The sequence below is a fragment of the Rhodococcus sp. NPDC056506 genome (assembly GCF_042794945.1).
Taxonomy (GTDB): Bacteria; Actinomycetota; Actinomycetes; order Mycobacteriales; family Mycobacteriaceae; genus Rhodococcus_F.
On sequence record NZ_JBHTSW010000014.1, the window covers coordinates 83,732 to 104,001 of the forward strand.

The 20,270-nt window shown below is 61.5% G+C and carries 21 protein-coding genes; 8 read left to right on the forward strand and 13 right to left on the reverse strand.

The features are described 5' to 3' along the window. Positions 1-95 precede the first annotated feature (95 nt). Together ACFQ6H_RS14385 and ACFQ6H_RS14390 are read left to right on the forward strand one after the other, a co-directional pair. Positions 96-521 carry an anti-sigma factor gene (locus tag ACFQ6H_RS14385; protein WP_378646802.1) on the forward strand — a complete coding sequence of 142 codons (426 nt, stop codon included), beginning with the start codon at positions 96-98 and terminating at the stop codon, positions 519-521. Continuing rightward, on the forward strand, positions 518-1,285 hold the full coding sequence (locus ACFQ6H_RS14390) for a SigB/SigF/SigG family RNA polymerase sigma factor (RefSeq protein ID WP_378646804.1): 768 nt from the start codon (positions 518-520) through the stop codon (positions 1,283-1,285). The genes ACFQ6H_RS14385 and ACFQ6H_RS14390 overlap by 4 nt, the downstream gene beginning before the upstream one ends. Before the next feature lie 264 nt (positions 1,286-1,549). Here ACFQ6H_RS14390 and ACFQ6H_RS14395 read toward each other — a convergent pair whose 3' ends face one another. From ACFQ6H_RS14395 to ACFQ6H_RS14435, 9 genes are all read right to left on the reverse strand, one after another. Then, on the reverse strand, positions 1,550-2,326 hold the full coding sequence (locus ACFQ6H_RS14395; protein WP_378639890.1) for a SigB/SigF/SigG family RNA polymerase sigma factor: 777 nt from the start codon (positions 2,324-2,326) through the stop codon (positions 1,550-1,552). After that, on the reverse strand, positions 2,323-2,760 hold the full coding sequence (locus tag ACFQ6H_RS14400) for an ATP-binding protein (RefSeq protein WP_378639887.1): 438 nt from the start codon (positions 2,758-2,760) through the stop codon (positions 2,323-2,325). The genes ACFQ6H_RS14395 and ACFQ6H_RS14400 overlap by 4 nt, the downstream gene beginning before the upstream one ends. A 291-nt stretch (positions 2,761-3,051) precedes the next feature. Continuing rightward, on the reverse strand, positions 3,052-3,921 hold the full coding sequence (locus ACFQ6H_RS14405) for an acyl-CoA thioesterase (RefSeq protein ID WP_378646806.1): 870 nt from the start codon (positions 3,919-3,921) through the stop codon (positions 3,052-3,054). Continuing rightward, positions 3,918-5,012, reverse strand: a complete 1,095-nt coding sequence (locus tag ACFQ6H_RS14410) for a CaiB/BaiF CoA transferase family protein (protein WP_378646808.1) — start codon at positions 5,010-5,012, stop codon at positions 3,918-3,920. The genes ACFQ6H_RS14405 and ACFQ6H_RS14410 overlap by 4 nt, the downstream gene beginning before the upstream one ends. 51 nt (positions 5,013-5,063) lie before the next feature. Next, positions 5,064-6,209, reverse strand: coding sequence for an acyl-CoA dehydrogenase family protein (locus ACFQ6H_RS14415; protein ID WP_378646810.1), 1,146 nt, complete (start codon positions 6,207-6,209; stop codon positions 5,064-5,066). 38 nt (positions 6,210-6,247) lie between these two features. Then, positions 6,248-7,780, reverse strand: coding sequence for a long-chain fatty acid--CoA ligase (locus ACFQ6H_RS14420; protein WP_378646812.1), 1,533 nt, complete (start codon positions 7,778-7,780; stop codon positions 6,248-6,250). A 46-nt stretch (positions 7,781-7,826) separates the two neighbouring features. Beyond that, complete coding sequence (locus ACFQ6H_RS14425; protein ID WP_378646814.1) at positions 7,827-8,618, reverse strand: enoyl-CoA hydratase/isomerase family protein; 792 nt, start codon at positions 8,616-8,618, stop codon at positions 7,827-7,829. Between the two features lie 17 nt (positions 8,619-8,635). Beyond that, complete coding sequence (locus ACFQ6H_RS14430; RefSeq protein WP_378646816.1) at positions 8,636-9,793, reverse strand: acyl-CoA dehydrogenase family protein; 1,158 nt, start codon at positions 9,791-9,793, stop codon at positions 8,636-8,638. Between the two features lie 38 nt (positions 9,794-9,831). Next, entirely contained in the window at positions 9,832-11,154 is a 1,323-nt protein-coding gene (locus tag ACFQ6H_RS14435; RefSeq protein WP_378646818.1) for an MFS transporter, read from the reverse strand. Between the two features lie 380 nt (positions 11,155-11,534). On the opposite strand from ACFQ6H_RS14435, the gene ACFQ6H_RS14440 reads away from it, so the two are divergent. The 6 genes from ACFQ6H_RS14440 to ACFQ6H_RS14465 are packed head-to-tail and all read left to right on the forward strand — an operon-like array spanning position 11,535 to position 17,194. Beyond that, complete coding sequence (locus tag ACFQ6H_RS14440) at positions 11,535-12,719, forward strand: lipid-transfer protein (RefSeq protein ID WP_378646820.1); 1,185 nt, start codon at positions 11,535-11,537, stop codon at positions 12,717-12,719. A 1-nt stretch (position 12,720) separates the two neighbouring features. After that, entirely contained in the window at positions 12,721-13,176 is a 456-nt protein-coding gene (locus ACFQ6H_RS14445) for a MaoC family dehydratase N-terminal domain-containing protein (RefSeq protein ID WP_378639862.1), read from the forward strand. After that, on the forward strand, positions 13,173-13,553 hold the full coding sequence (locus tag ACFQ6H_RS14450; RefSeq protein ID WP_378639859.1) for a MaoC/PaaZ C-terminal domain-containing protein: 381 nt from the start codon (positions 13,173-13,175) through the stop codon (positions 13,551-13,553). The genes ACFQ6H_RS14445 and ACFQ6H_RS14450 overlap by 4 nt, the downstream gene beginning before the upstream one ends. A gap of 29 nt (positions 13,554-13,582) precedes the next feature. Next, entirely contained in the window at positions 13,583-14,386 is an 804-nt protein-coding gene (locus tag ACFQ6H_RS14455) for an SDR family NAD(P)-dependent oxidoreductase (RefSeq protein WP_378639856.1), read from the forward strand. Between the two features lie 29 nt (positions 14,387-14,415). Beyond that, positions 14,416-15,963 (forward strand): long-chain fatty acid--CoA ligase, encoded by a 1,548-nt coding sequence (locus ACFQ6H_RS14460; protein WP_378646822.1) that lies wholly within the window; start codon positions 14,416-14,418, stop codon positions 15,961-15,963. A 25-nt stretch (positions 15,964-15,988) separates the two neighbouring features. Then, positions 15,989-17,194 carry a TetR/AcrR family transcriptional regulator gene (locus tag ACFQ6H_RS14465; RefSeq protein WP_378646824.1) on the forward strand — a complete coding sequence of 402 codons (1,206 nt, stop codon included), beginning with the start codon at positions 15,989-15,991 and terminating at the stop codon, positions 17,192-17,194. Between the two features lie 49 nt (positions 17,195-17,243). Here ACFQ6H_RS14465 and ACFQ6H_RS14470 read toward each other — a convergent pair whose 3' ends face one another. The 4 genes from ACFQ6H_RS14470 to ACFQ6H_RS14485 all read right to left on the reverse strand — a co-directional run bounded on the left by ACFQ6H_RS14470 (position 17,244) and on the right by ACFQ6H_RS14485 (position 20,198). Then, positions 17,244-17,654, reverse strand: a complete 411-nt coding sequence (locus ACFQ6H_RS14470; protein WP_378646826.1) for a low molecular weight phosphatase family protein — start codon at positions 17,652-17,654, stop codon at positions 17,244-17,246. Between the two features lie 68 nt (positions 17,655-17,722). Continuing rightward, the gene (gene arsB / locus ACFQ6H_RS14475; protein ID WP_378646828.1) at positions 17,723-18,820 is read right to left on the reverse strand and encodes an ACR3 family arsenite efflux transporter; all 1,098 of its coding nucleotides are present in this window, start codon (positions 18,818-18,820) and stop codon (positions 17,723-17,725) included. Then, complete coding sequence (locus tag ACFQ6H_RS14480; protein WP_378541443.1) at positions 18,817-19,203, reverse strand: ArsR/SmtB family transcription factor; 387 nt, start codon at positions 19,201-19,203, stop codon at positions 18,817-18,819. The genes arsB and ACFQ6H_RS14480 overlap by 4 nt, the downstream gene beginning before the upstream one ends. 110 nt (positions 19,204-19,313) lie before the next feature. After that, positions 19,314-20,198, reverse strand: a complete 885-nt coding sequence (locus ACFQ6H_RS14485) for a helix-turn-helix domain-containing GNAT family N-acetyltransferase (protein ID WP_378646830.1) — start codon at positions 20,196-20,198, stop codon at positions 19,314-19,316. Positions 20,199-20,270 lie beyond the last annotated feature (72 nt).

The following is a 20,270-nucleotide window of genomic DNA, read 5'->3' on the forward strand; positions in this document are numbered from 1 at the left end:
CTCACGGGTAGCTGAATTGGTGATCAGGTTTTGATCCGACTGGCGAACGCTTCTACCCGTTCGCCGAGCCCGACTACATGAGGAGTATCCCCGACGTGACGTCTTTCGAGCGGGCGAACAAGCGACCTGCCCCGCCTTCGGCAGCCCTAACCGTCGCAGCAACACCTGAACATCTGGGCGTGCTTCGCGCCCTGGTGCGGACGGCCGCAGCGCAATATCCGCTCTCGATGGACGCGCTGACAGATCTTGTTCTGGCAGCGGACGAAGTCGCCAACACTCTTGTCGACCGTGCTGTTCCCACCAGCGCCCTCTCGTGCACGTTCGCCGTCAATAGCGAGCAGCGCCTACTTGTATCCGTCACTGCGGGGACCTCGCACGAAATCACCTGCAGCAATACGTCATTCGGCCGAATCGTGCTCGAGGTATTGGTAGACGACGTCAAACTGGCGCAAATTCCTACAGTTGACGGGAACTGGTCTGTGACTATCACCCTGAGCAAAGCGCTGCAGGCAGGTTCGTGACACCCTCCGCGACGGACAGAACCGACTACGCACACCTCGTCGACCTGTTCGCGGATATCAAGGCTCTGCCGGACGGCGCTGAACGTGAACGCTTGCGGGCGAGGATCATCGAATCATGCCTGCCCATAGCCGCAAACATCGCAGCACGGTACCGTGGCCGCGGACAAACACACGAAGACCTTTTCCAGGTTGCCAGCGTCGGACTGGTCAACGCCGTCAACCGTTTCGACCTCGGCAAGGGACGAGACTTCCTCTCCTTTGCAATCCCGACCATGATGGGCGAAGTGCGTAAGCACTTCCGCGACCGTGGATGGGACGTCCGCGTACCCCGCTCGCTGCAGGAAAACTATCTCGCTCTGCAGAAGGCCAGAACCTTTCTGACGCAGAGCTTAGGACGAGAACCCACGGTCCCCGAACTGTCCGCACACCTCGAGGTCGAGCCCGGTGACGTCGCAGAAATCATCGCTGCGGGTGACTCGTATCATTCGGCATCTCTTGATGCATCCGTCTCCGTGGACGGTCGACCGCTCGGAGAAACCCTCGGAGACTTCGATGCAGCACTCGACAGCGTCGACAATCACGAAACCCTACGGCCGGCGCTCCTCGCGCTTCCCGAGCGTGAACGAACCATTCTGCTGTACCGGTTCTTCGGTGAGCTGACACAGTCGGAGATCGCCGAAAAAGTCGGTCTGTCTCAGATGCACGTGTCACGTCTGCTCACCCAGTCCCTGGTTGCCCTTCGGGCCGACCTGAAGGGAGACTAGCCATTCAAGCCCATCCAAGTGTCCCGTCAACGTAGTTCCAACCCGGCACCTCGGTGTCCTGGTTCGGCGGTACCGGCCTCTCACTTCTCGAATTGGTTGCTTGGCAGCCAATTTGGGCACCGCGGAAGTGTGCATCGCAATTCGCGGCGAAAAGTGCGCCGAAACCCCTGGGATTTGCACACCTTTCTGACTACTAGATACGGCAGCGAGGATATGACTACCGCGAGACGGAAACATGATTGCATGCAACAAATGGGTTTGTCGTCAGAGCGTGAACCCTCCGAGTTCAGCTCGTAGAGCTTTCAAAGACTGGGTGAGCAGACGCGACACGTGCATCTGTGAAAGGCCTACCTTCTCCGCGATCTCCGACTGCGTCAGACCTCCGAAGAATCGATAGAGGATGATCGCTCGTTCCCGCTCGGGCAACGCGAGGAGCGCCGGCCGTAGGGTCTCGTGGTTGTCGACCTCATCGAGTGCAGCGTCGTAATCGCCGAGTGTGTCCCCGAGCGGCAGGCCGTCAGTAGACGTCGCGGCATCCAAGGACGTCGACTGGTACGAGTCACCGGCTGCAACGATTTCCGCGATGTCCCCCGGTTCGACCTCGAGGTAGGCAGCCAACTCCGGAATGGAGGGCTCACGTCCGAGCGTCTGGGTGAGTGAAGACCTTGCCTTCTTCAGCGCGAGATAATTCTCCTGCAGTGACCGGGGAACACGAACATCCCATCCTCGGTCACGGAAGTGCTTACGGACCTCACCCATCATCGTCGGGACCGCAAAGGACAGAAAATCACGCCCCTTCTCCAGATCGAAGCGATTGACAGCGTTGACCAGCCCGACGCTGGCAACCTGGACAAGATCCTCATGGGACTGGCCGCGGCCGCTGTAGCGATGCGCGATGTTCTTTGCGACCGGGAGGCATTCTTCGATGATCTGCGCGCGTAGTTGCTTCCGCTCAGGAGCGCCGTCCGGCAGAGCCTTGATATCCGCGAACAGGTCGACGACGTGCGAGTAGTCGTCGCGGCCTGCCGCCGACGGGGTCATGAACCTGTCTGGAGCGCTTTGTTCAAGATGATTGTCACGGCCCAGCCCTCTTCGACGTTGGTGGGAAACTGCTCGAAGATGACGTCGTCGACCAATGTTTGCAGAACTATCCAACCGAATGAGGTGGTGCTGAGGTTGATCGGCGCCGACGTCCCCACGGACAACCTTACGTTCAGGTTGCCGTCGATGTCGACGCCGAAGGTGCACGTCAAATCGGTCGAAGGGCGAGCATGCCCGACGAGCGTGGTGGCTGCTTCGTCGACAGCAAGAAGGAGGTCTGTGAGCGCGTCGACGGAGAGCGGGTACTGTGCGGCGGCCGTTCGTGCGAGCGCTCGGAGCACCCCGAGCTGATGAGGCGATGCGGCGACGCTGAGCGTCGGGGAAGGCGGCGAGGAGGGTGCGGGCGGGTCGATCGCCTGTTCGGGGGATACCACGTGAACTCTCCTGTACATGGTCGGATGCAAGTCACCCCTTGGAGGGCTGATCGCACGCGTGAAGTCGATCGTCCCATCATTCTCCACGACAGCCAACGGAGTTCACGCAGTAGAAACTTCCACGGAAGTCGAAACCAACGCAGTTCGATACTGCACCCACTTTTTCCTGAACCGTTGCCTCGTGTTTCGATTCAACGTGCACTAGCCCTAGTAACAAACCTGAGCAAACGGAATCCGATTGAAGCGCTAGTGATTTCGGCTCTGGACGGACAGAAAATGTCTCTCTCTGCATTACGGCGCACGAAGAAGCGATTCCTGTGCCACGCTCGCCGCCAGAACACCGTCGCGTGTCCAGAAATGTCCTGTCGAAAATCCCCGACCGTCAGTGGCGGAGTTACTCTGCTGGGTGAAGAGCATCCAGTCGTCGGCACGGAAGGGTCGATGAAACCAGATCGCGTGATCCAGTGACGCCATCAGCACTCGCGAAGGTCCGACCATCAACGACCGGTGAGGTTGGATGTCAAGTGAGGCTGTTGACGCCAACGACAAATCCGAGGCGTAGGTGAGGACACCGGCATGGAACAGCGGTTCATCCGGAAACGCGTGATTCGGTCTGAACCACACCGACTGTGCCACCAATCCCCGCTCGAGCTCACCCTCGTCGGCCACGAATCTCATATCCATCGCACGGTGCGTCTTGTTGTCGCGAAACTCGTCGGCGCGGGTACTCGCCCAATGTTCGTACGGATCGGGAAGGTCCTCCGGCGCGGGTACGACGGGCATCTTCTCCTGTCGGTCAGCACTTTCCTCGGAGATTTTGAACGACGCGGACAGCGTGAAGATCGGTGTACCCAGTTGCAGGGCTGTGACCTGACGGGACCAGTACGTCCGTCCGTCACGCAGACGGCTGACTTCGTAGGCGATGGGCTGCTGTGGATCGCCCGAGCTGAGAAAGTACCCGTGAAGTGAATGAACCACCGCCGCCGCAGGCACAGTCCGACCGGCAGCGGTCAAGCCCTGCGCCGCCAGATGCCCGCCGAAAATGCGCCCGGGGGATCCGGCATGGCAATATCCCCGGAATCTGTCGGAGCCGAGGTCGTCCAGACTCAGCAACGTGTGCAGGTCAAAGGACTCGAGTTCTCTCGATTCGGTGAGAGTCATGTCCACAAGGTCCCTGCGTCGACGGCTGCGTCCGCCGGCGCAGACGGCAAACCCGGATCGGAGCGCGAAAATCGCGGCGCCGGACGATGTTGGGTGACCCCGTCCAGTTCCACGAGCGAACCACGCTGGGCAACATGAGTATTGGATGACGCTTCCGCGAACGTCAGAACTGGCGTCGTGCATGCATCGGTACCGTCGAAGACCGCGGCCCACTCGTCGCGCGTCTTCGACGCGAACACGTCGGCGAACACCTTCTTCGTTTGCGGCCATGCACTCTTGTCGTTCTGACTCGGCAACGTCGCGGGATCAAGTCCCAAACCGGCCAGAAGTAGTGCATAGAACTGTGGTTCGACGGCACCGACGGCCATGTATCTGCCGTCGGACGTCTCGTAAGTGTCGTAATACGGGGCTCCCGTGTCGAGCATGTTCACACCGCGTTCGTCCGACCAACGCCCGAGACCCCGGAAACTCCACATCATGTGTGACAGCGCCAGCGTCCCGTCGACCATGGCGGCATCGACCACCTGACCCTGCCCGGACTTCTGTCGCTCGAAGAGCGCGGCAAGAATGCCGAACAACAGGAACATCGAGCCACCGCCGAAGTCCCCCACCATGTTCAGCGGCGGAACCGGGCGCTCACCGGCACGACCTATCGCGTGCAGAACGCCGGTCAGCGAGATGTAGTTGATGTCGTGTCCGGCAGCCTGAGAAAGCGGCCCCTCCTGACCCCATCCCGTCATCCGCCCGTACACCAAGGCCGGATTCCGTTCCAGCGCAACGTCCGGACCGAGGCCGAGCCGCTCGGTGACCCCAGGACGAAAGCCCTCGATGAGCACGTCCGCACGCTCGATCAATCCGAGAGCGAGGTCGACTCCGGCAGGGTCCTTGAGGTCCACCTCGCAGATACGACGCCCACGCTGGGTCTGATCGCGAGGTTGGCCGGGGGCGGGGATCAGGCCGGCACGTTGAACACGGACGACGTCGGCGCCGAGATCAGCGAGCAACGTCGCTGCGTGGGGACCTGGACCGATTCCGGCAAGCTCTACGACGCGAAGCCCGTCAAGCGGTCCGCGGCCTGTGGTGGTGGCCATGATTGTCCCTCTGTTCTCTCTCGAGTCGAAGTATCTGTGTAGGTATGGGTTTCAGCTGAGCAATGACGGCAGCGCCCGTGCAAGGTTGCGCTCGTGAATCTGCGAGGCGCCTTCGTAGATTCGCAAGGCACGCACATCCCGCCACATGCGCGGCACCGGATGATTGCCGACGATGCCGACCCCACCGAGCACCTGTACCGCGCGGTCCCCGACCACCGACGCCATTTCGGTGCAGTACAGCTTTGCCGCGGCGATCCTGTGACGCGGCGGCGTTCCGCGGTCGAACTCACGGGCACAGTCGAGGATCATCGCTCGACCCGCCTCGAGTTCGGCATAGCTGCGTCCGAGCATCGACTGCACGGCGCCGAACTCGGCCAAGGGTTGGCCGAACTGCTCACGAGACCCCGCGTATCTCATTGCCTCCGTCAGCATTCGAGTCGCTTGACCCACTGCGGTAGCCGCAACGTGCGTGCGCGCCTGGTTGATTCCGCGCATCGCGTGAACCATCCCCAAACCTGTTGCACCGCCGATCAATCGGTCGGAGCTCACCGACACATCACGCAGGCTGATTTCGGCGACCGGGCCCTCGGCATGACCGTTCATCAAGTCAGGCACCCGGGTCTCTACTCCCGGCGATTCCCGATCAACAAGGAACGACGAAATCTCGCCGTCCGTAGTGCGGGCGAACACCACCAGAACATCAGCCCAGGCGCCGTTGGTGATGAAGCGCTTTTCACCGTTGATCACATAGCCGTCCGGGGTGCGGACAGCGGTGGCGCGCACAGCCGAGGCGTCACTACCCGCCTGTTCCTCGGTGAGAGCGAACGCCATGACGCACTCTCCCGCTGCCATCGACGGTAGATACTGTCGGCGTTGAGCGTCAGTTCCGTATTCGAGGAGGATCTGAGAAGCCAACCCGATGCTCGTCGAGAATCGGGAACGGTACACCGCCGACGACCTGGTGAACTCGAAAGTCAGCAGCACCTGCTGTTCGACGGACCACCCCAACCCGCCGACACTCTTCGGCAGCGTGATGCCGAACAGTCCGACGTCGGCCATTCTTGCCACGAGATCAGCGGGAACCTGACCGGCAGAGACCATTTCGTTCTCTCGGGGAATGAGCTCGTTGTCGGTGAAGTCGCGGATCACCTGCCGGTAGGTCTCGAAATCGAGGTCACGAATCTGTGGGTCGATCACGGTTCTGCTCCTGGAAGAATGTCGGGAAGATGGATGTATCACCGGTAGGTGTCGCGGAGAGTGCGTTTGAGGATCTTTCCTACCGGCGACAGGGAAAGCGCGTCGACAAAATCGACCGACCTCGGCGCCTTGTACCGGGCGATACGCGCGCCGACGAAGTCTCGGAGTTCCTCACCGCTGGAATTGTTTTCAGGTTTCAGTACAACAACCGCGTGCACTCGTTCTCCCCACTTCTCGTCGGGGACACCGATGACTGCACAACTGCTCACGCTGGGATGCTGGGACAGAGCGGCTTCGACCTCGGCGCTGTAGACGTTCTCGCCGCCCGAGATGATCATGTCCTTGAGTCGGTCGACGAGGAACACGTAGCCGTGCTCGTCCATGAAGCCGAGGTCACCCGTGTGCATCCAACCGTCGCGGACTGCTCGAGCTGTCTCGGCCTCGTTGTTCCAGTACCCCATCATGACGTTCCCGCCCCGCACCACGACCTCTCCGATATCGCCGCGTGGAAGCTCTACGTCGGTTGCGTCGACAATCCGCACCTCGGCGTGTGGCGCAGCACGTCCCACGGATCGAAGCCGTTCCGGGTGATCAAGATTGCGGTGGTCGTCGTCGCGGAGAAGTGTCGCGGCCGGAGCCAACTCGGTCATTCCGTAGCCTTGACGCAGTCGAAGATCAGGTGATCGTTCGATCAAGCGGCGAACCAGAGGCTCCGGCATCGGCGAGGCGCCATAGGTGATCGAGGTCAGACTGTCGATCGTCAGACCTGTTCGATCAGCGAACTCGAGCATCGCGTGCACCATCGTCGGCACGAGCAGTGACTGTGTAACTTGCTTCTCTGCAATGGTTTCGACCAATTTCTCGACGGTGAAGTCGCCCATCAAGACGTGCGTGGATCCGGTAACGGCGGCCTGGACCAAACCGGCAAAAGCTGCGAGGTGGAACAGCGGGGCCACGTGCAGGGATCGGCCTGGCAGATTCGGCTCACCACTACCGGCAAGGACTCCGAGCACCGATGTCAGGATTTGGCCGGCGCTCAACATGACGCCTTTGGGGCGGCCTGTAGTTCCGCCCGTGTACATGAGCAGCGCCAACGCATCAGGATCTGCATAAGTATCGGGAATCGGGCCGTGAAGCGCCAAAGCAGAGTCGTAGTCGACCGTATCGCGGGGGAGATCTGTCGCCCCAAAGACGATCACGGTCTCCAGAACAGCACAACGATCACGAAGTTCCAGCGCAGCGGCCAGACGAGGACCGTCCACGAAAAGAACTGTGATTCCGGCATCTTCGATGTGAAATGCCATCTCGTCGGAACTCCAGCGATTGTTCACCGGGGAAGCCACCATCGACGCCCAAGCGCAGGCGAAGGAGTACTCGACATATTCGAGACAGTTCGTGGCCGGTATTCCTACCCGGTCACCTCTCTCGAGCCCGTAAGACGTGAGCATGCCGGCCAATCTCGCGACGCGACTCTGCAATTGCGCGAACGTCAACTGGCGCTGACCGTCTACGACGGCCATAGCGTCGGGATCACTCTGGACCGACCGATGTAAACCCTGAGTCAAGTACATTCTCGTTCACTCTCCTGATCCCGATAACAATGTCTTCCAGTACATTTCATCGCCCAGCGAAGTGCGGTGCCCGTTTCCCGAGGAAGGCCGAGCGCGCTTCCTCCACGTCTTCGGAGTACGCGCATGTGATCAGTCGGTCGGCTTCGTCGATCAAGAACTCCGACAATGGCCGTGACAGCGCGGACTCCAGATTCAGCTTTGCACCACGCACTGCCAACGGAGCCGAATCAGCCAGCTGCCGAGCGATTTTCGCCATCCGGGTTTCGAGTGCGCCGTCGGCCACAGCTTCGTGGATCATCCCGAACGCGGCTGCCTGGTCAGCCTTGATCCGTTCGGGCAACAACATCAGCTCCCGAGCTTTCGCCGGGCCGACCGCCCTGGTCAGCAACCACGCCATACCGGTGTCACCAGACATTCCGGCCCCGACGAATGCCGTGTTGAACACCGCGCCGGTGCCGGCGTAGCGAAGATCGCAGGCTAGCGCGAGGCTCAGCCCGGCTCCTGCGCAACCTCCGCGAATCATTGCCACCGTGGGTTTGGGAATCTGCACCAAAGTCGGTATCACCCGTGAAACATCAAGCAGGCGAGTGCGATCCTCCTGCACAGACAACCCTCGAACAACCCGCATTGTCGGATCTCCGGACTGATCGCGGCCCACACAGAAGTTGTCACCGGCGCCGGTGAGCACGATGACTCTGACAGATTCGTCACCGGCGGCCGACGTAAGCGCCTTCTGCAGCTCGGTGAGCAGCGTGTACGTAATTGCGTTACGTCGATCCGGCCGGTTCATCGTGATCGTGGCGACACCCGCGTCGACGTTGTAGAGAAGTACTGTCATGGTTCCCCTCGGTTCGTTCAGAACCCGGCCGCTTTGGCGATGATCGTCTTCATCACTTCGTTGGTTCCGCCGTAGATGCGCGACACACGGGTGTCTGCATACAGACGCGCGATGGGGTATTCCAGCATGTAGCCGTAACCCCCGTGCAGCTGCAAGCACTTGTCGATGACCTCAGCTGCGGTCTCGGTGCAGAACAGTTTTGCTTTGGCTGCGTCGGCGACACCGAGGTCGCCGGTCTCGTGCAATTCCAGAGCCCGGTCGACCATGCATTGCGCAGCCTCGACCTTGGCGATGCACTCGGCGATGACGAACTTGGTGTTCTGGAACTCCGCGACCGCCTGGCCGAACACCTTTCGGTCACGCACGTAGGCAGAAGCGAACTCGATGGCTCCGACGGCCGCAGCAGTCTGGGTGACTGCGATCATCAGTCGCTCTTGCGGAAGGTTGTTGGCCAGGTAGCCGAAGGCAGCGCCCTCCTCACCGAGCAGATCTTCGGCCGGCACCCGTACGTCGGTGAACGAAAGCTCTGCCGTGTCCGAAGTACGCATGCCGATCTTCTCGAGTTTGCGGCCGACCTCGTAGCCTTCACTCGCGGTGTCTACTGCGAGGATGCTCAGCCCGGCGCGACGGTTCTCTGCCGTCGGCGGAGACGTCCGGCAGATCACGAGTACCCGATCTGCCTGAACACCGCCGGTGATGAATGTCTTTGCGCCGTTGAGAACATAGTGAGTGCCGTCCTCCGACAGTTTGGCCGTGGTCTTGATTCCGGCCAGGTCCGAGCCGGTGCCCGGTTCGGTCATCGCGATGGCAGTCATCATGTCGCCACTGATGAAGTCGGGGAGCCAGCGTTGCTTCTGCTCTTCGGTGCCGTAGGTCAGGATGTAGGGCAGGACCAGGCCCGTGTGCACACCGAATGCGCCGAAGCTGACGGCCGAGCGAGCCGTCTCTTCGCTCAGGGCAGCCTGGAACTTGAAGCTTGTTTCACCCGCTCCGCCGTACTGCTCGGGAACCGTCATTCCGAGAACACCGAGTTTGCCTAGCTGGCGATAGAAGTCGCGAGGCACCTGGCCCTCGCGCTCCCAATCGGAGAAGTTGGGCATGACCTCGGCTTCGATGAAGCTGCGGATGACCTTGCGGAAATCCTCGTGCTCTTCGTTGAATACTGTGCGCTGCATTGTTTCTCCTGAATATTGTGATTGAAAGTGAGTAGTGCTCAGCCGAGGATCCGCACTCGATCGCGGGTGGCGTTGACGGCGCAGAGCGCGATGACGGCACCGATGACAGTCGCGATTCCGAAGATCTGGAAAGCAGTGGCGTATCCCTCGGCCGGGGTTGCGGCGCTGTCGACGATGACGCCAGTGAGGTAGGGGGCGATAAGTCCACCGGTCGCCATCAGCGCCATGAAGACACCCAGAACCGCAGCCATCTGTTGCGGCGGGCAGATTTCGGAGATCGCCGCGTTGAACTGGGGAATGATGACCGTGCCGATGCCGTAGCCCACCGATACCACGAGCACCGCAACGATCGGGGTCTTGATGAAGGGCATGGTGACCAGGGCGAGCCCACAGATCAACAGGGCAATTCCGGGAACGATCCCGCGAAGGATCCTCGAACTGGCACCGCGCGCCATCAACCTGTCACTGATCGACGTGCACAGAAACATGAAGAACAGGCCTGCGACGCTGGGGATGCCGAACATAGTTCCGGCCTGAACCCGCGAGTATCCAAGTCCCACTTCGAAGTACGACGGTAGCCACGTGAGAACTACCGTCACCAGAGCGTACATGGTGAACACTGCGGCGAGGGCTCCGAGGAACGTCGGGGTGAGAAAGATCTTTGCCAGCGGCACCTTGGCGACAACAGGCCCGTCTGCAACCGACGACGCAACTGTGTCGGATTTCCGAACCGGCCGCTGCATGTACGGCCCCTCTTTCCAGGTGAACAACCACAGGACGCACCAGACCACGCCGACCCCGGCAAGGATGATGAAAGTTGCTCGCCATCCCCAACTGGCTACAGCCAAGGCCATCAGCGGTGCGATCGCAATCTTCGCGATCGAGGCACCGGAGGCCAGGAAAGCTCCTGGCAGGCCACGCTTTTCCGCAGGATGCCACGAGTAGACGCCGGTGTGAACGAGCGCGCCCGCGGGCCCTTCGAAGAATCCGAGCATCATGCGCGTGAACAGGAGCATGCCGAACCCGGCGACCACGACGAGCGGGATCATCGAGGCTGCCCATCCCAGTGAGAGCAGAACCAGCAACCACCGCAGCGACATCCACTTGTGCAGGACTCCGGCAAAGAAGCCCCCGACGGTGAAGGCCAGGAAGAAGGCGCTGCCGACCAGTCCGATCTGCGCCGAGGTCAATCCGAATTCTTTGGCCAGCGGCTGCGCAACCAGACCGAAGACTGCCTTGTCAGCCCAGTTGACGATGACAAGGAGCACGAGTACTCCGGTGAGCCCCCACGCTCGCACTCGGGATTCCCCTACTTCTCGCGGCGGTGCATCAGTGGGAAGAGCCGGCTTGCTCAACGTCATTCTCATCGATCCTCTCAGGCAAGTGCGACAACTGCGCCACGGAGCGAGCGCAATGCGAAACAGAAGCTGGGTGAACTGATCTCAGCAACGAAGTACTGGATGCGGGACTCGGAGACCGGTCCGGTGCGAACCCGACGTGATCGATTCGTGGTCGATTGAACCGCCAGGCACCTACCCTGTGACGCACGCCACCTTGCCGCCCAGAAAGTAAATCACCAAACGGTGCTCCGACGCAATAGCCCCGTGAAATTGACCCCTTTCGTCGGAAAACCTTCGGCTATCGCGGCGAAAGTCCCTCGTAAAGACGCCCTGTGACTCAGTAGACAAAACCCAAATCGTGGTGTTAAGTAAATTTCCATCCGATCAATTAGGAGACAATCGTGACCAGAAAAGTCCATGTTGCCGGAGTGGGAATGATCCCGTTCACCAAGCCGGGCAAGAGTGAGAACTACAACGTCATGGGGGAGACGGCCGCCCGTGCCGCCCTCGACGACGCCGGTATCGACTACTCGCTGGTCCAGCAGGCCTATGCCGGCTACGTCTACGGTGATTCCACTGCCGGACAGGCCGCCATCTACGGCCTCGGACTGACCGGCATCCCGGTCATCAATGTCAACAACAACTGCGCCACAGGCTCTTCGGCTCTTTTCCTCGCGCGCCAAGCCGTCGCCAGCGGCACCGTCGAATGCGCATTGGCTGTCGGCTTCGAGCAGATGAAACCCGGCGCACTCAAGCGGGTCTGGGACGACCGCCCAGCGCCGATGTTCCGTTTCGACGACCTGATGACCGAGATCCAAGGCGTCCACGACGGTCCGCGCGCAGCCCAGATGTTCGGTGGCGCAGGACTTTCGCACATGGAGAAGTACGGCACCAAACCCGAGACCTTCGCAAAGATCTCGGTCAAGGCCCGTAAGCACGCGGCCAACAACCCCAACGCGGTCTTCCGCGATCTTCTCACCGAAGAGCAGGTGTTGGAGTCACCGCACATCTTCGGCCCGCTCACTCGTTACCAGTGCTGCCCGCCCACCTGTGGCGCCGCTGCCGCCGTCGTCTGCAGCGAGGAGTTCGCCCGAAAGCACGGGCTGGCGGCTGACGTAGTGATCGAGGCACAGGCCCTGACCACCGATACACCAAGCACTTTCGAGGACCGCGACATGATGAAGGTCGTCGGCTACGACATGACGGCCGCCGCGGCTGCGCAGGTTTACGAAGCCGCCGGCATCGGGCCCGAGGACGTCCAGGTCGTGGAACTGCACGACTGCTTCTCCGCCAACGAACTCATCACGTACGAAGGTCTGGGCCTCACGCCTGAAGGCACCGCCGAGAAGTTCATCCTGGACGGCGACAACACCTACGGCGGACGAGTAGTCACCAACCCGTCGGGAGGCCTGCTGTCCAAGGGTCACCCCCTCGGCGCCACCGGTCTGGCCCAGTGCGCCGAACTGGTCTGGCAACTGCGCGGCCAGGCCGGTAAGCGGCAAGTCGAAGGGGCACGAATCGGCCTGCAGCACAACCTCGGACTCGGCGGTGCGTGCGTGGTCAGCATCTTCAAGAAGGTGAGCTGACATGGCACTCGACCCGTCCGTCGTCGGAACGACAATCCCGGGCCACGAGGCACTCGTCGAGCGCGGACGCCTACGCTTCTTCGCGCAGGCCATCGGCGAGACCAACCCGATCTACAGCGACGTCGAGGCCGCCAAGGCTGCCGGTCATCGTGACCTGGTGGTGCCGCCCACCTTCCTCTTCTGCCTCGACATGGAGAAACCGGACCCGTTTGCCCTGGTCCGATCGCTGAAGATCGACATGAGGTACGTACTGCACGGCGAGCAGTCCTTCGATTACCACGCACTTGCCTACGCCGGCGACACACTGGCATACAACGGCAAGGTCACGGACGTGTACTCGAAGAAGAACGGCGCGTTGGACTTCCTGGTCCGGACCGCCGAGGTCACTCGCGACGGCGAGTTGATCGCACGCCTCACCAACACCCTGGTCGTTCGAAACCCTAAGGCGCAGAAATGAAAACAGGAGACGTTCTTCCCTCGCTGGAACTGCCCGATATCAGTCGCACCACGCTCGCGCTCTACGCCGGCGCGTCCGGCGACCACAATCCGATGCACATCGATCTCGACGTCGCCCGCTCCGGCGGAATGGACGACGTGTTCGCGCACGGCATGCTCTCGATGGCCTACCTCGGCCGCTTACTCACCAATTACGTTCCGCAAGAACGTATTCGCTCGTACAACGTGCGCTTCGCCTCCATCACACCCCTGCACGCGAAGCCGACCTGCACCGGCACCGTCACCAAGGTCGAAGACGGCCTGGCCCACCTCGATATTGCCGTCACACTCTCCGACGGCACCATCACCCTGCGCGGCGACGCCGTCGTAGCCGCGTGAAAACCCTCCCCACCGAAAGGAACCCCGACATGGGCAAGCTCGACAACAGGATTGCACTCGTCACCGGATCCGGCCGAGGCATCGGTCGCGCCATCGCCATGAAGTTCGCCGAGGAAGGCGCGAGCGTCGTAGTCAACGATCTTGATCCCGGTCCTGCCAAGGAGACGGTCGAGGAAATTATCGCGGCCGGCGGTAAGGCCGTGGCGTGCGTCGGTTCGGTCACCGAAGAAGGTTTTGCGGATCGATTCGTCAACACCGCGATCGACACCTTCGGCGGGCTCGACATCATCGTCAACAATGCCGGCTTCACCTGGGACAACGTCATCCAGAAGATGACCGACGAGCAGTGGGACACAATTCTTGATCTGCACCTGAAGGCGCCTTTCCAGATCCTGCGCGCGGCTCAGCCCTACATCAAGGCCAATCCCACTGACTACCACCGCAAGGTCGTCAACATCTCGTCCAACGCCGGAGTAGTCGGCAATGCCGGTCAGTCCAACTACGCAGCCGCCAAGGCCGGCATCATCGGCTTGAGCAAGACTCTCGCCCGGGAGTGGGGCCGCTACAAGGTCAACGTCAACGCCGTTGCGTACGGTCTGATCAACACTCGCCTAACAGAGGCATCGGCCGACGGGAATTCCACCATCGACGTCGAGGGTCGCGAGATCAAGGTCGGCGTCAACCCTCAACTCCTTGCGGCAGCCGAGCGGACCATCCCGTTGGGCCGCGCCGGACGTCCGGACGAAGCGGCCGGCGCGGTGTTCGCACTGTGCCTGCCCGAAACCGACTACGTCAGCGGCCAGTGTCTGGTGTGCGACGGCGGCAGTCGCTGACCTCACGTTTCCCGAAAGGAGCGGTCCCCATGTACTTGACGCAGTCTCTGCAACGATCGATGCAGCAACGCCCCGACCAGCCCATGACCGTGTGTGGGGACCGTGTACGCACCTGCGCCGAGGTCGGTGAGAGAGTGGCCCGTCTTGCAGGCGCTTTTCGCGACCTCGGTGTGCAGGTAGGCGATCGCGTCGCCATATTGTCGCTCAACTCCGATCGCTATCACGAGTATTTCTTCGCCACCTGGTGGATGGGAGGCGCGGTCAATCCGCTCAACACCAGATGGAGCGCTGCCGAGATCGCTTTTGCGCTGGACGATTCCGATACAAGAGTACTGGTCGTCGATGACACCTTTCTGCCGCTACTCGACGAGGTACGGGTGTTGTTCCCACAGCTCGCCGTGGTGGTTCATGCCGGCGAACTGCCAACGCCGGCCGGCGCTCTCGACTACGAGAATCTGATTGCGTCGAGCGAACCCGCACCGGACCTGCGACTCGGCGCTGATAACTTGGCCGGGATCTTCTATACCGGCGGAACCAGTGGTCATCCCAAGGGCGTCATGCTCACCCATGCCAATCTCGTGACATCGAGCCTCGGCGCAGTGGCCAGTAACAGAACGCCTGGTACCGACGGCCTGGCTCTGATCACCGCTCCGATGTTTCATCTTGCGTCACTGGCAAATTGGATCGGCCGTAACACTGTCGGCGCGACGTTGGTGATTCAGCCGAGTTTCGAACCGGCTACCGCACTGCGATTGATCGAGCAGCACAAAATTACGTCGATGCTGCTGGTACCCACGATGATTCAAATGCTGATTCGTCATCCGGACCGGGCGAACCGGGACCTGTCCAGCATCCTGGCCGTGCAGTACGGTGCTTCCCCGATCTCCGAAACCTTGCTTCGGCAAGCGCAACAGGCTTTTCCGCAGGCAGCCTTCATGCAGGGGTACGGCATGACCGAGGCCGGACCCGGACTCACCAGCCTGAGTGCAGAAGATCACGTCGACGCGACCCGCCTGAAATCGGCCGGAAGGCCGATGGGACACGTCGAAGTTCAGGTGGTCGACGAGAAAGGCAACGAGCTTCCTCGCGGCGAAGTCGGGGAAATCATCGCCCGCGGCGGCAACATCATGTCCGGTTATTGGAACCGGCCGGAAGAAACGCGATCGGCATTGCGCGACGGTTGGCTGTACACCGGCGACGGTGGCTACATGGACGAAGCCGGATACCTCTTCGTCGTGGATCGGCTCAAGGACATGATCATCTCGGGCGGCGAGAACGTCTACTCGACAGAGGTCGAAAATGCTCTGGCCACACATCCGGACGTGATCAGCTGCGCTGTGATCGGCGTACCCGACGACCAGTACGGCGAACGAGTCCATGCCGTGCTCGTCGTGCGTCCCGGTGTGTCTCTGACGTGCGAAGAAGTCCGGGCCCACTCGAAGACGCTGATTGCCGGGTACAAGTCCCCGCGAAGTATCACCATTGTCGAGCAGATGCCCGTGTCGCCGGCTGGCAAGATACTCAAGAGGGAACTCCGCAGACAGTTCTCCGACTTGGCAACCAGCACCATCACTTGACCACGCCACCGACCTCGAGGGCCCCATGACGATCGATACATCGGACGGCACGCCTTCCGCCTCGCCGGACCAACCGGCCTCGCCGAAGACGACCCCGAAGAAGACATTGCGCCCACGCAACCGCAAAGCGCAGATCATCGCCGTGGCTCGTGACCAGTTCGGCCGCTCGGGTTACCACAACGTCAGCATGGAAGGCATCGCGTCTGCGGTAGGTATCACCGCAGGCGCGCTGTACCGCCACTTTCCGAACAAGCAGGAACTACTCGCACAGGCGATGCTCGACGGTTCCTCGTCGATCATCGCTGTCCTCGACGAGATCGATCGAACCGATTCCAAAGTGATCTTCACGGCGCTCGTTCGCTACGGCCTCGACAACAACTTCCGTAGCCTCCTCTTCGATCAGGAGGCCCGTAATTTGACTCCCGAGCGCAGAGTGGAGGCTCGCGCAGGAGTGCGGGAAGTGATGAATCGCGTCGCGGGGGCCCTTCGACACGAGCGTCCCGATCTTTCGGTTCCCGATTCCGTCATCCTGGGGTGGGCACTCACCAGTATCGCCTTCAGCCCCGCCAGACACCGGACGGCGCTTCCTCGAAAACGCTTCGAGGTTTTGCTCGCTTCGTTGTTCGATGTAGTCCGTACGGCTCCCGTCCTTCCCGAAGAGCCGGCGGCCCAACCGCAACCGACTTCGAACTTCAGCCACACCTCGCGTCGCGAAAGCTTGATGGGCGCTGCAATCACGCTCTTCGACCAACGCGGTTACCGCTCCGTCACGATGGACGACATCGGTGCTGCGGCCGGCATTCCGAGCTCGAGCATTTACACCCATTTCGACAGTAAAGCCGAAGTGCTGCAAGCAATTCTGAGTCGCGGAAACGAAACACTCCGGCTCGGCCTGGTTCATGCCTTGAGGAACGCGGACTCACGCGAAGACGCGATTGCCCGGGTCGTGCATTCCTACACGAATCTGGTTATCTCACCAGACAGCGCGATCGCCATTCTCATCGAAGAAACGGCGAACTTGCCGGAAGAAGCGCGAGCGTCGACGCACATTGCACAACGCGAGTATCTCGACGAGTGGGTGCACCTGCTCGGTAGCGAAAGCGCGGAGACCCGAGCGACGGTGTTGGCGACTGTCGGCATGATCAACGACCTCACCCGTGTACGGCTCGAATCACGACAGTGCGCGATCGAGGATCTGGCCGTCAGGATTCTGACTACTCAGATCAACTGACCATCGGTGATGGAGACGCTGCGACGGTGCAGGTTCTACCGATCCGGCGTCAGCGCGCCGCCAGGCGCTCGGCGAGGGCGTCGACGCGGGCAGCAATGTCGTCGCGGACCAGGCGCATTCGTTCGATTCCGTCGATGCCGCGTTCGGACGGCTCGTCCGTGTCCCAGTTCTCGAAGTCGGTGCCGGGGATGGGTTCGACCTTCGCTTCGTTGCCCAGTGTGACGACGAGGTCGACATCGCGCACGAGTTGCGGGTCAACCAATGTCGGAGTCTGACCGGTGATGTCCACCCCGACTTCGAGGAGTGTTTCGGCGGACAGCGCGTTGACCGCGTCGCCGGGTTTGGTGCCGGCGGAATAGACGTCCACGTTGTCGCCGGCGGCTTTGCGCATGAGACCGGCAGCCATCTGGGATTTGCCGCCGTTCTTGACGCACACGAACAGCACTGAAGGTTTGCTCATCGAGGGTTCCTTTCGTTGGACCTGAGAAGTCAGGGTGCGCCGACTGGGCTGGTCGATCGTGTCGGGACTTACGTACCGGTGGGCGCGGGTGAAATCTCCTTGACGGCAAAGCGTTTACGCAGAGCGAGGGAGACGTAGACCAATCCGACGAGCACCGGTACCTCGATGAGCGGACCGACGACACCGGCCAAGGCTTGCCCCGAGGTGGCTCCGTAGGTGGCGATGGCGACGGCGATCGCGAGTTCGAAGTTGTTGCCCGCAGCGGTGAAGGCGAGCGTGGTGGTGCGTTCGTAGCCCAATCCGATTGCGGCGCCGAGGATGTAGCCACCGCCCCACATGAGTGCGAAGTACACCAGCAGCGGCAACGCGATCCGGACGACGTCCCAGGGCTGGGAGGTGATCTGTTCGCCCTGCATCGAGAAGAGCACGACGATGGTGAACAGCAGACCGTAGAGCGCCCACGGGCTGATCTTGGGGATGAACTTGTTGTCGTACCAGTCGCGGCCCTTTGCGCGTTCGCCGAAGAAGCGGGACAGGAAACCTGCCAGCAGCGGGATACCGAGGAAGATCAGGACCGATTTCGCAATCTGCCAGGGCGAGGTGTCGATGGTGGTCTGTTCGAGGCCGAGCCACCCCGGCAGGACCGAGAGGTAAAACCAACCGAGCGCGGCGAACATGATCACCTGGAACACCGAGTTGATGGCGACCAGAACGGCGGCGGCTTCGCGGTCTCCGCAGGCCAGGTCATTCCAGATGATCACCATCGCGATGCAGCGAGCGAGACCGACGATGATCAAACCGGTTCGGTATTCCGGCAGGTCGGGCAAGAACAGCCAGGCGAGGGCGAACATCAGCGCCGGGCCGAGAACCCAGTTCAGGAACAGCGAGCCCGCGAGGAGTTTCTTGTCCCCGGTGACCGTGTCGAGGCGGTCGTAGCGGACCTTCGCCAGGACCGGGTACATCATGATCAGCAGGCCGAGGGCGATCGGTAACGAGATGCCGTCGATCTGCACCTTGTCCAGGGCAGTGTTCACGCCGGGGACCCAGCGTCCGAGCAGCAGGCCGACGACCATGGCCACGCCGATCCAGACCGCCAGATAGCGGTCGAGGGTGGAGAGTTTTCCGACGACTGCGGGGTGTTCGGCGGTGGCAGCGGTGTTGCTCATGCAGTGACCTCCGCGCACGCGTCCGCTGCGGTCACGGTGGAGCCTTCGACCAGGAGCACGGCCGAGAGTTGCTGCAGTGCAGCAGGAATCACCCAGTAATACACCCAGGTGCCGCGGCGTTCACAGTCGAGAAGTCCGGCCTGGCGCAGCACCTTGAGATGATGCGAGATCGTCGGCTGGGACAGGTCGAACGTATCCGAGATGTCGCAGACGCAGGCTTCACCGCCCTCGTGGCTTGCCACCAAGCTGAGCAGGCGGAGGCGAACCGGATCGCCGAGGGCTTTGAACATCCGAGACAGGTCGCCGGCCCAATCCTCGGTCAACGGCTCACGTACGAGCGGCGAGCAGCAGGCACCGGAATCCGGCAAGTCTTGATTCGACATGCTTCGATATTGACAGTTTTCGAATCAACCCGCAACCGGAAGATGCGTACTTCCAGCACACGTTGACCGCACTCGGATGCCGTAGTGAGCACTACCGCCGTCAGGGAACCTCAGGTGGGGCCAGCCGCTGATCGCCGTTCGAGCAGGACCGTGTCGCGCCAGATCCCGTCGAGTTGGGCGATCTTTTCCCGGATCCCGATGGTGCGGAATCCTGCCGAGTGATGCAGTGAGACCGAGGCACGATTTTCGGGGAAGATCGATGTCTGCAGGGTCCAGAGTCCGTCTGCGTCGGCTGCCATGACTTGCTTGCGTAGCAGCGCTTTTCCGACCCCTCGCCCGCGCATACCGTCGGCGACATAGACGGAATTTTCGGCGACTCCGCGGTAGCAGTCTCGCCCGGACACCGGACTCAGGGCTGCCCAGCCGACGACGACATCGTCGATGGTGGCGACCCAGCGATGGTTCGGCAGCCACAGCGCATCGAGGTACTCCCGGCTGGGGACTTCGGTGGTGAAAGTGGCGTTGCGCGTGGCGATTCCTTCGCCGTAGATCCGCAGAACGGCGTCCCAGTCGTCATCGGACATGACCCGGACGGCGACGTCGTCGGGAAGATCGCTCGGGCAGCACGGCCGCGGCGCGAGAACTCCCATCACGATGTCGGCGGCCTGCGGCAAAGCGACGCAGCACGTCGGATTCATCGCGACAACGGTACTGGTCCTCTCTTTGCGCAGGCTGACGAATCCCACGTCGGCGAGCTTGCGCACATGGTGGGAGACCGTGGGCTGCCCGATTCCCAACGCCTCGGCGAGAGCCCCGATCGTGATCCCGCCGGCAGCGCTCGCGACGCGGTGCAGCAGCCGCACCCGCATCGGTTCGGCCAGGCACGCGAACCACTGTGCGTAAGTGTCGGCGTCAGCTTGCTCGAGCACGTTCGAGTCGATCCAGCCTTGATCCGAATCGCCGACGCGCACCGTCGGGGTCTGCAGCGATGTCATGCACACACTATATCGATCTTCGTCGATGGTTGCCTTCATCGATCGATATCGATACAGTCGATTAAAGATCGA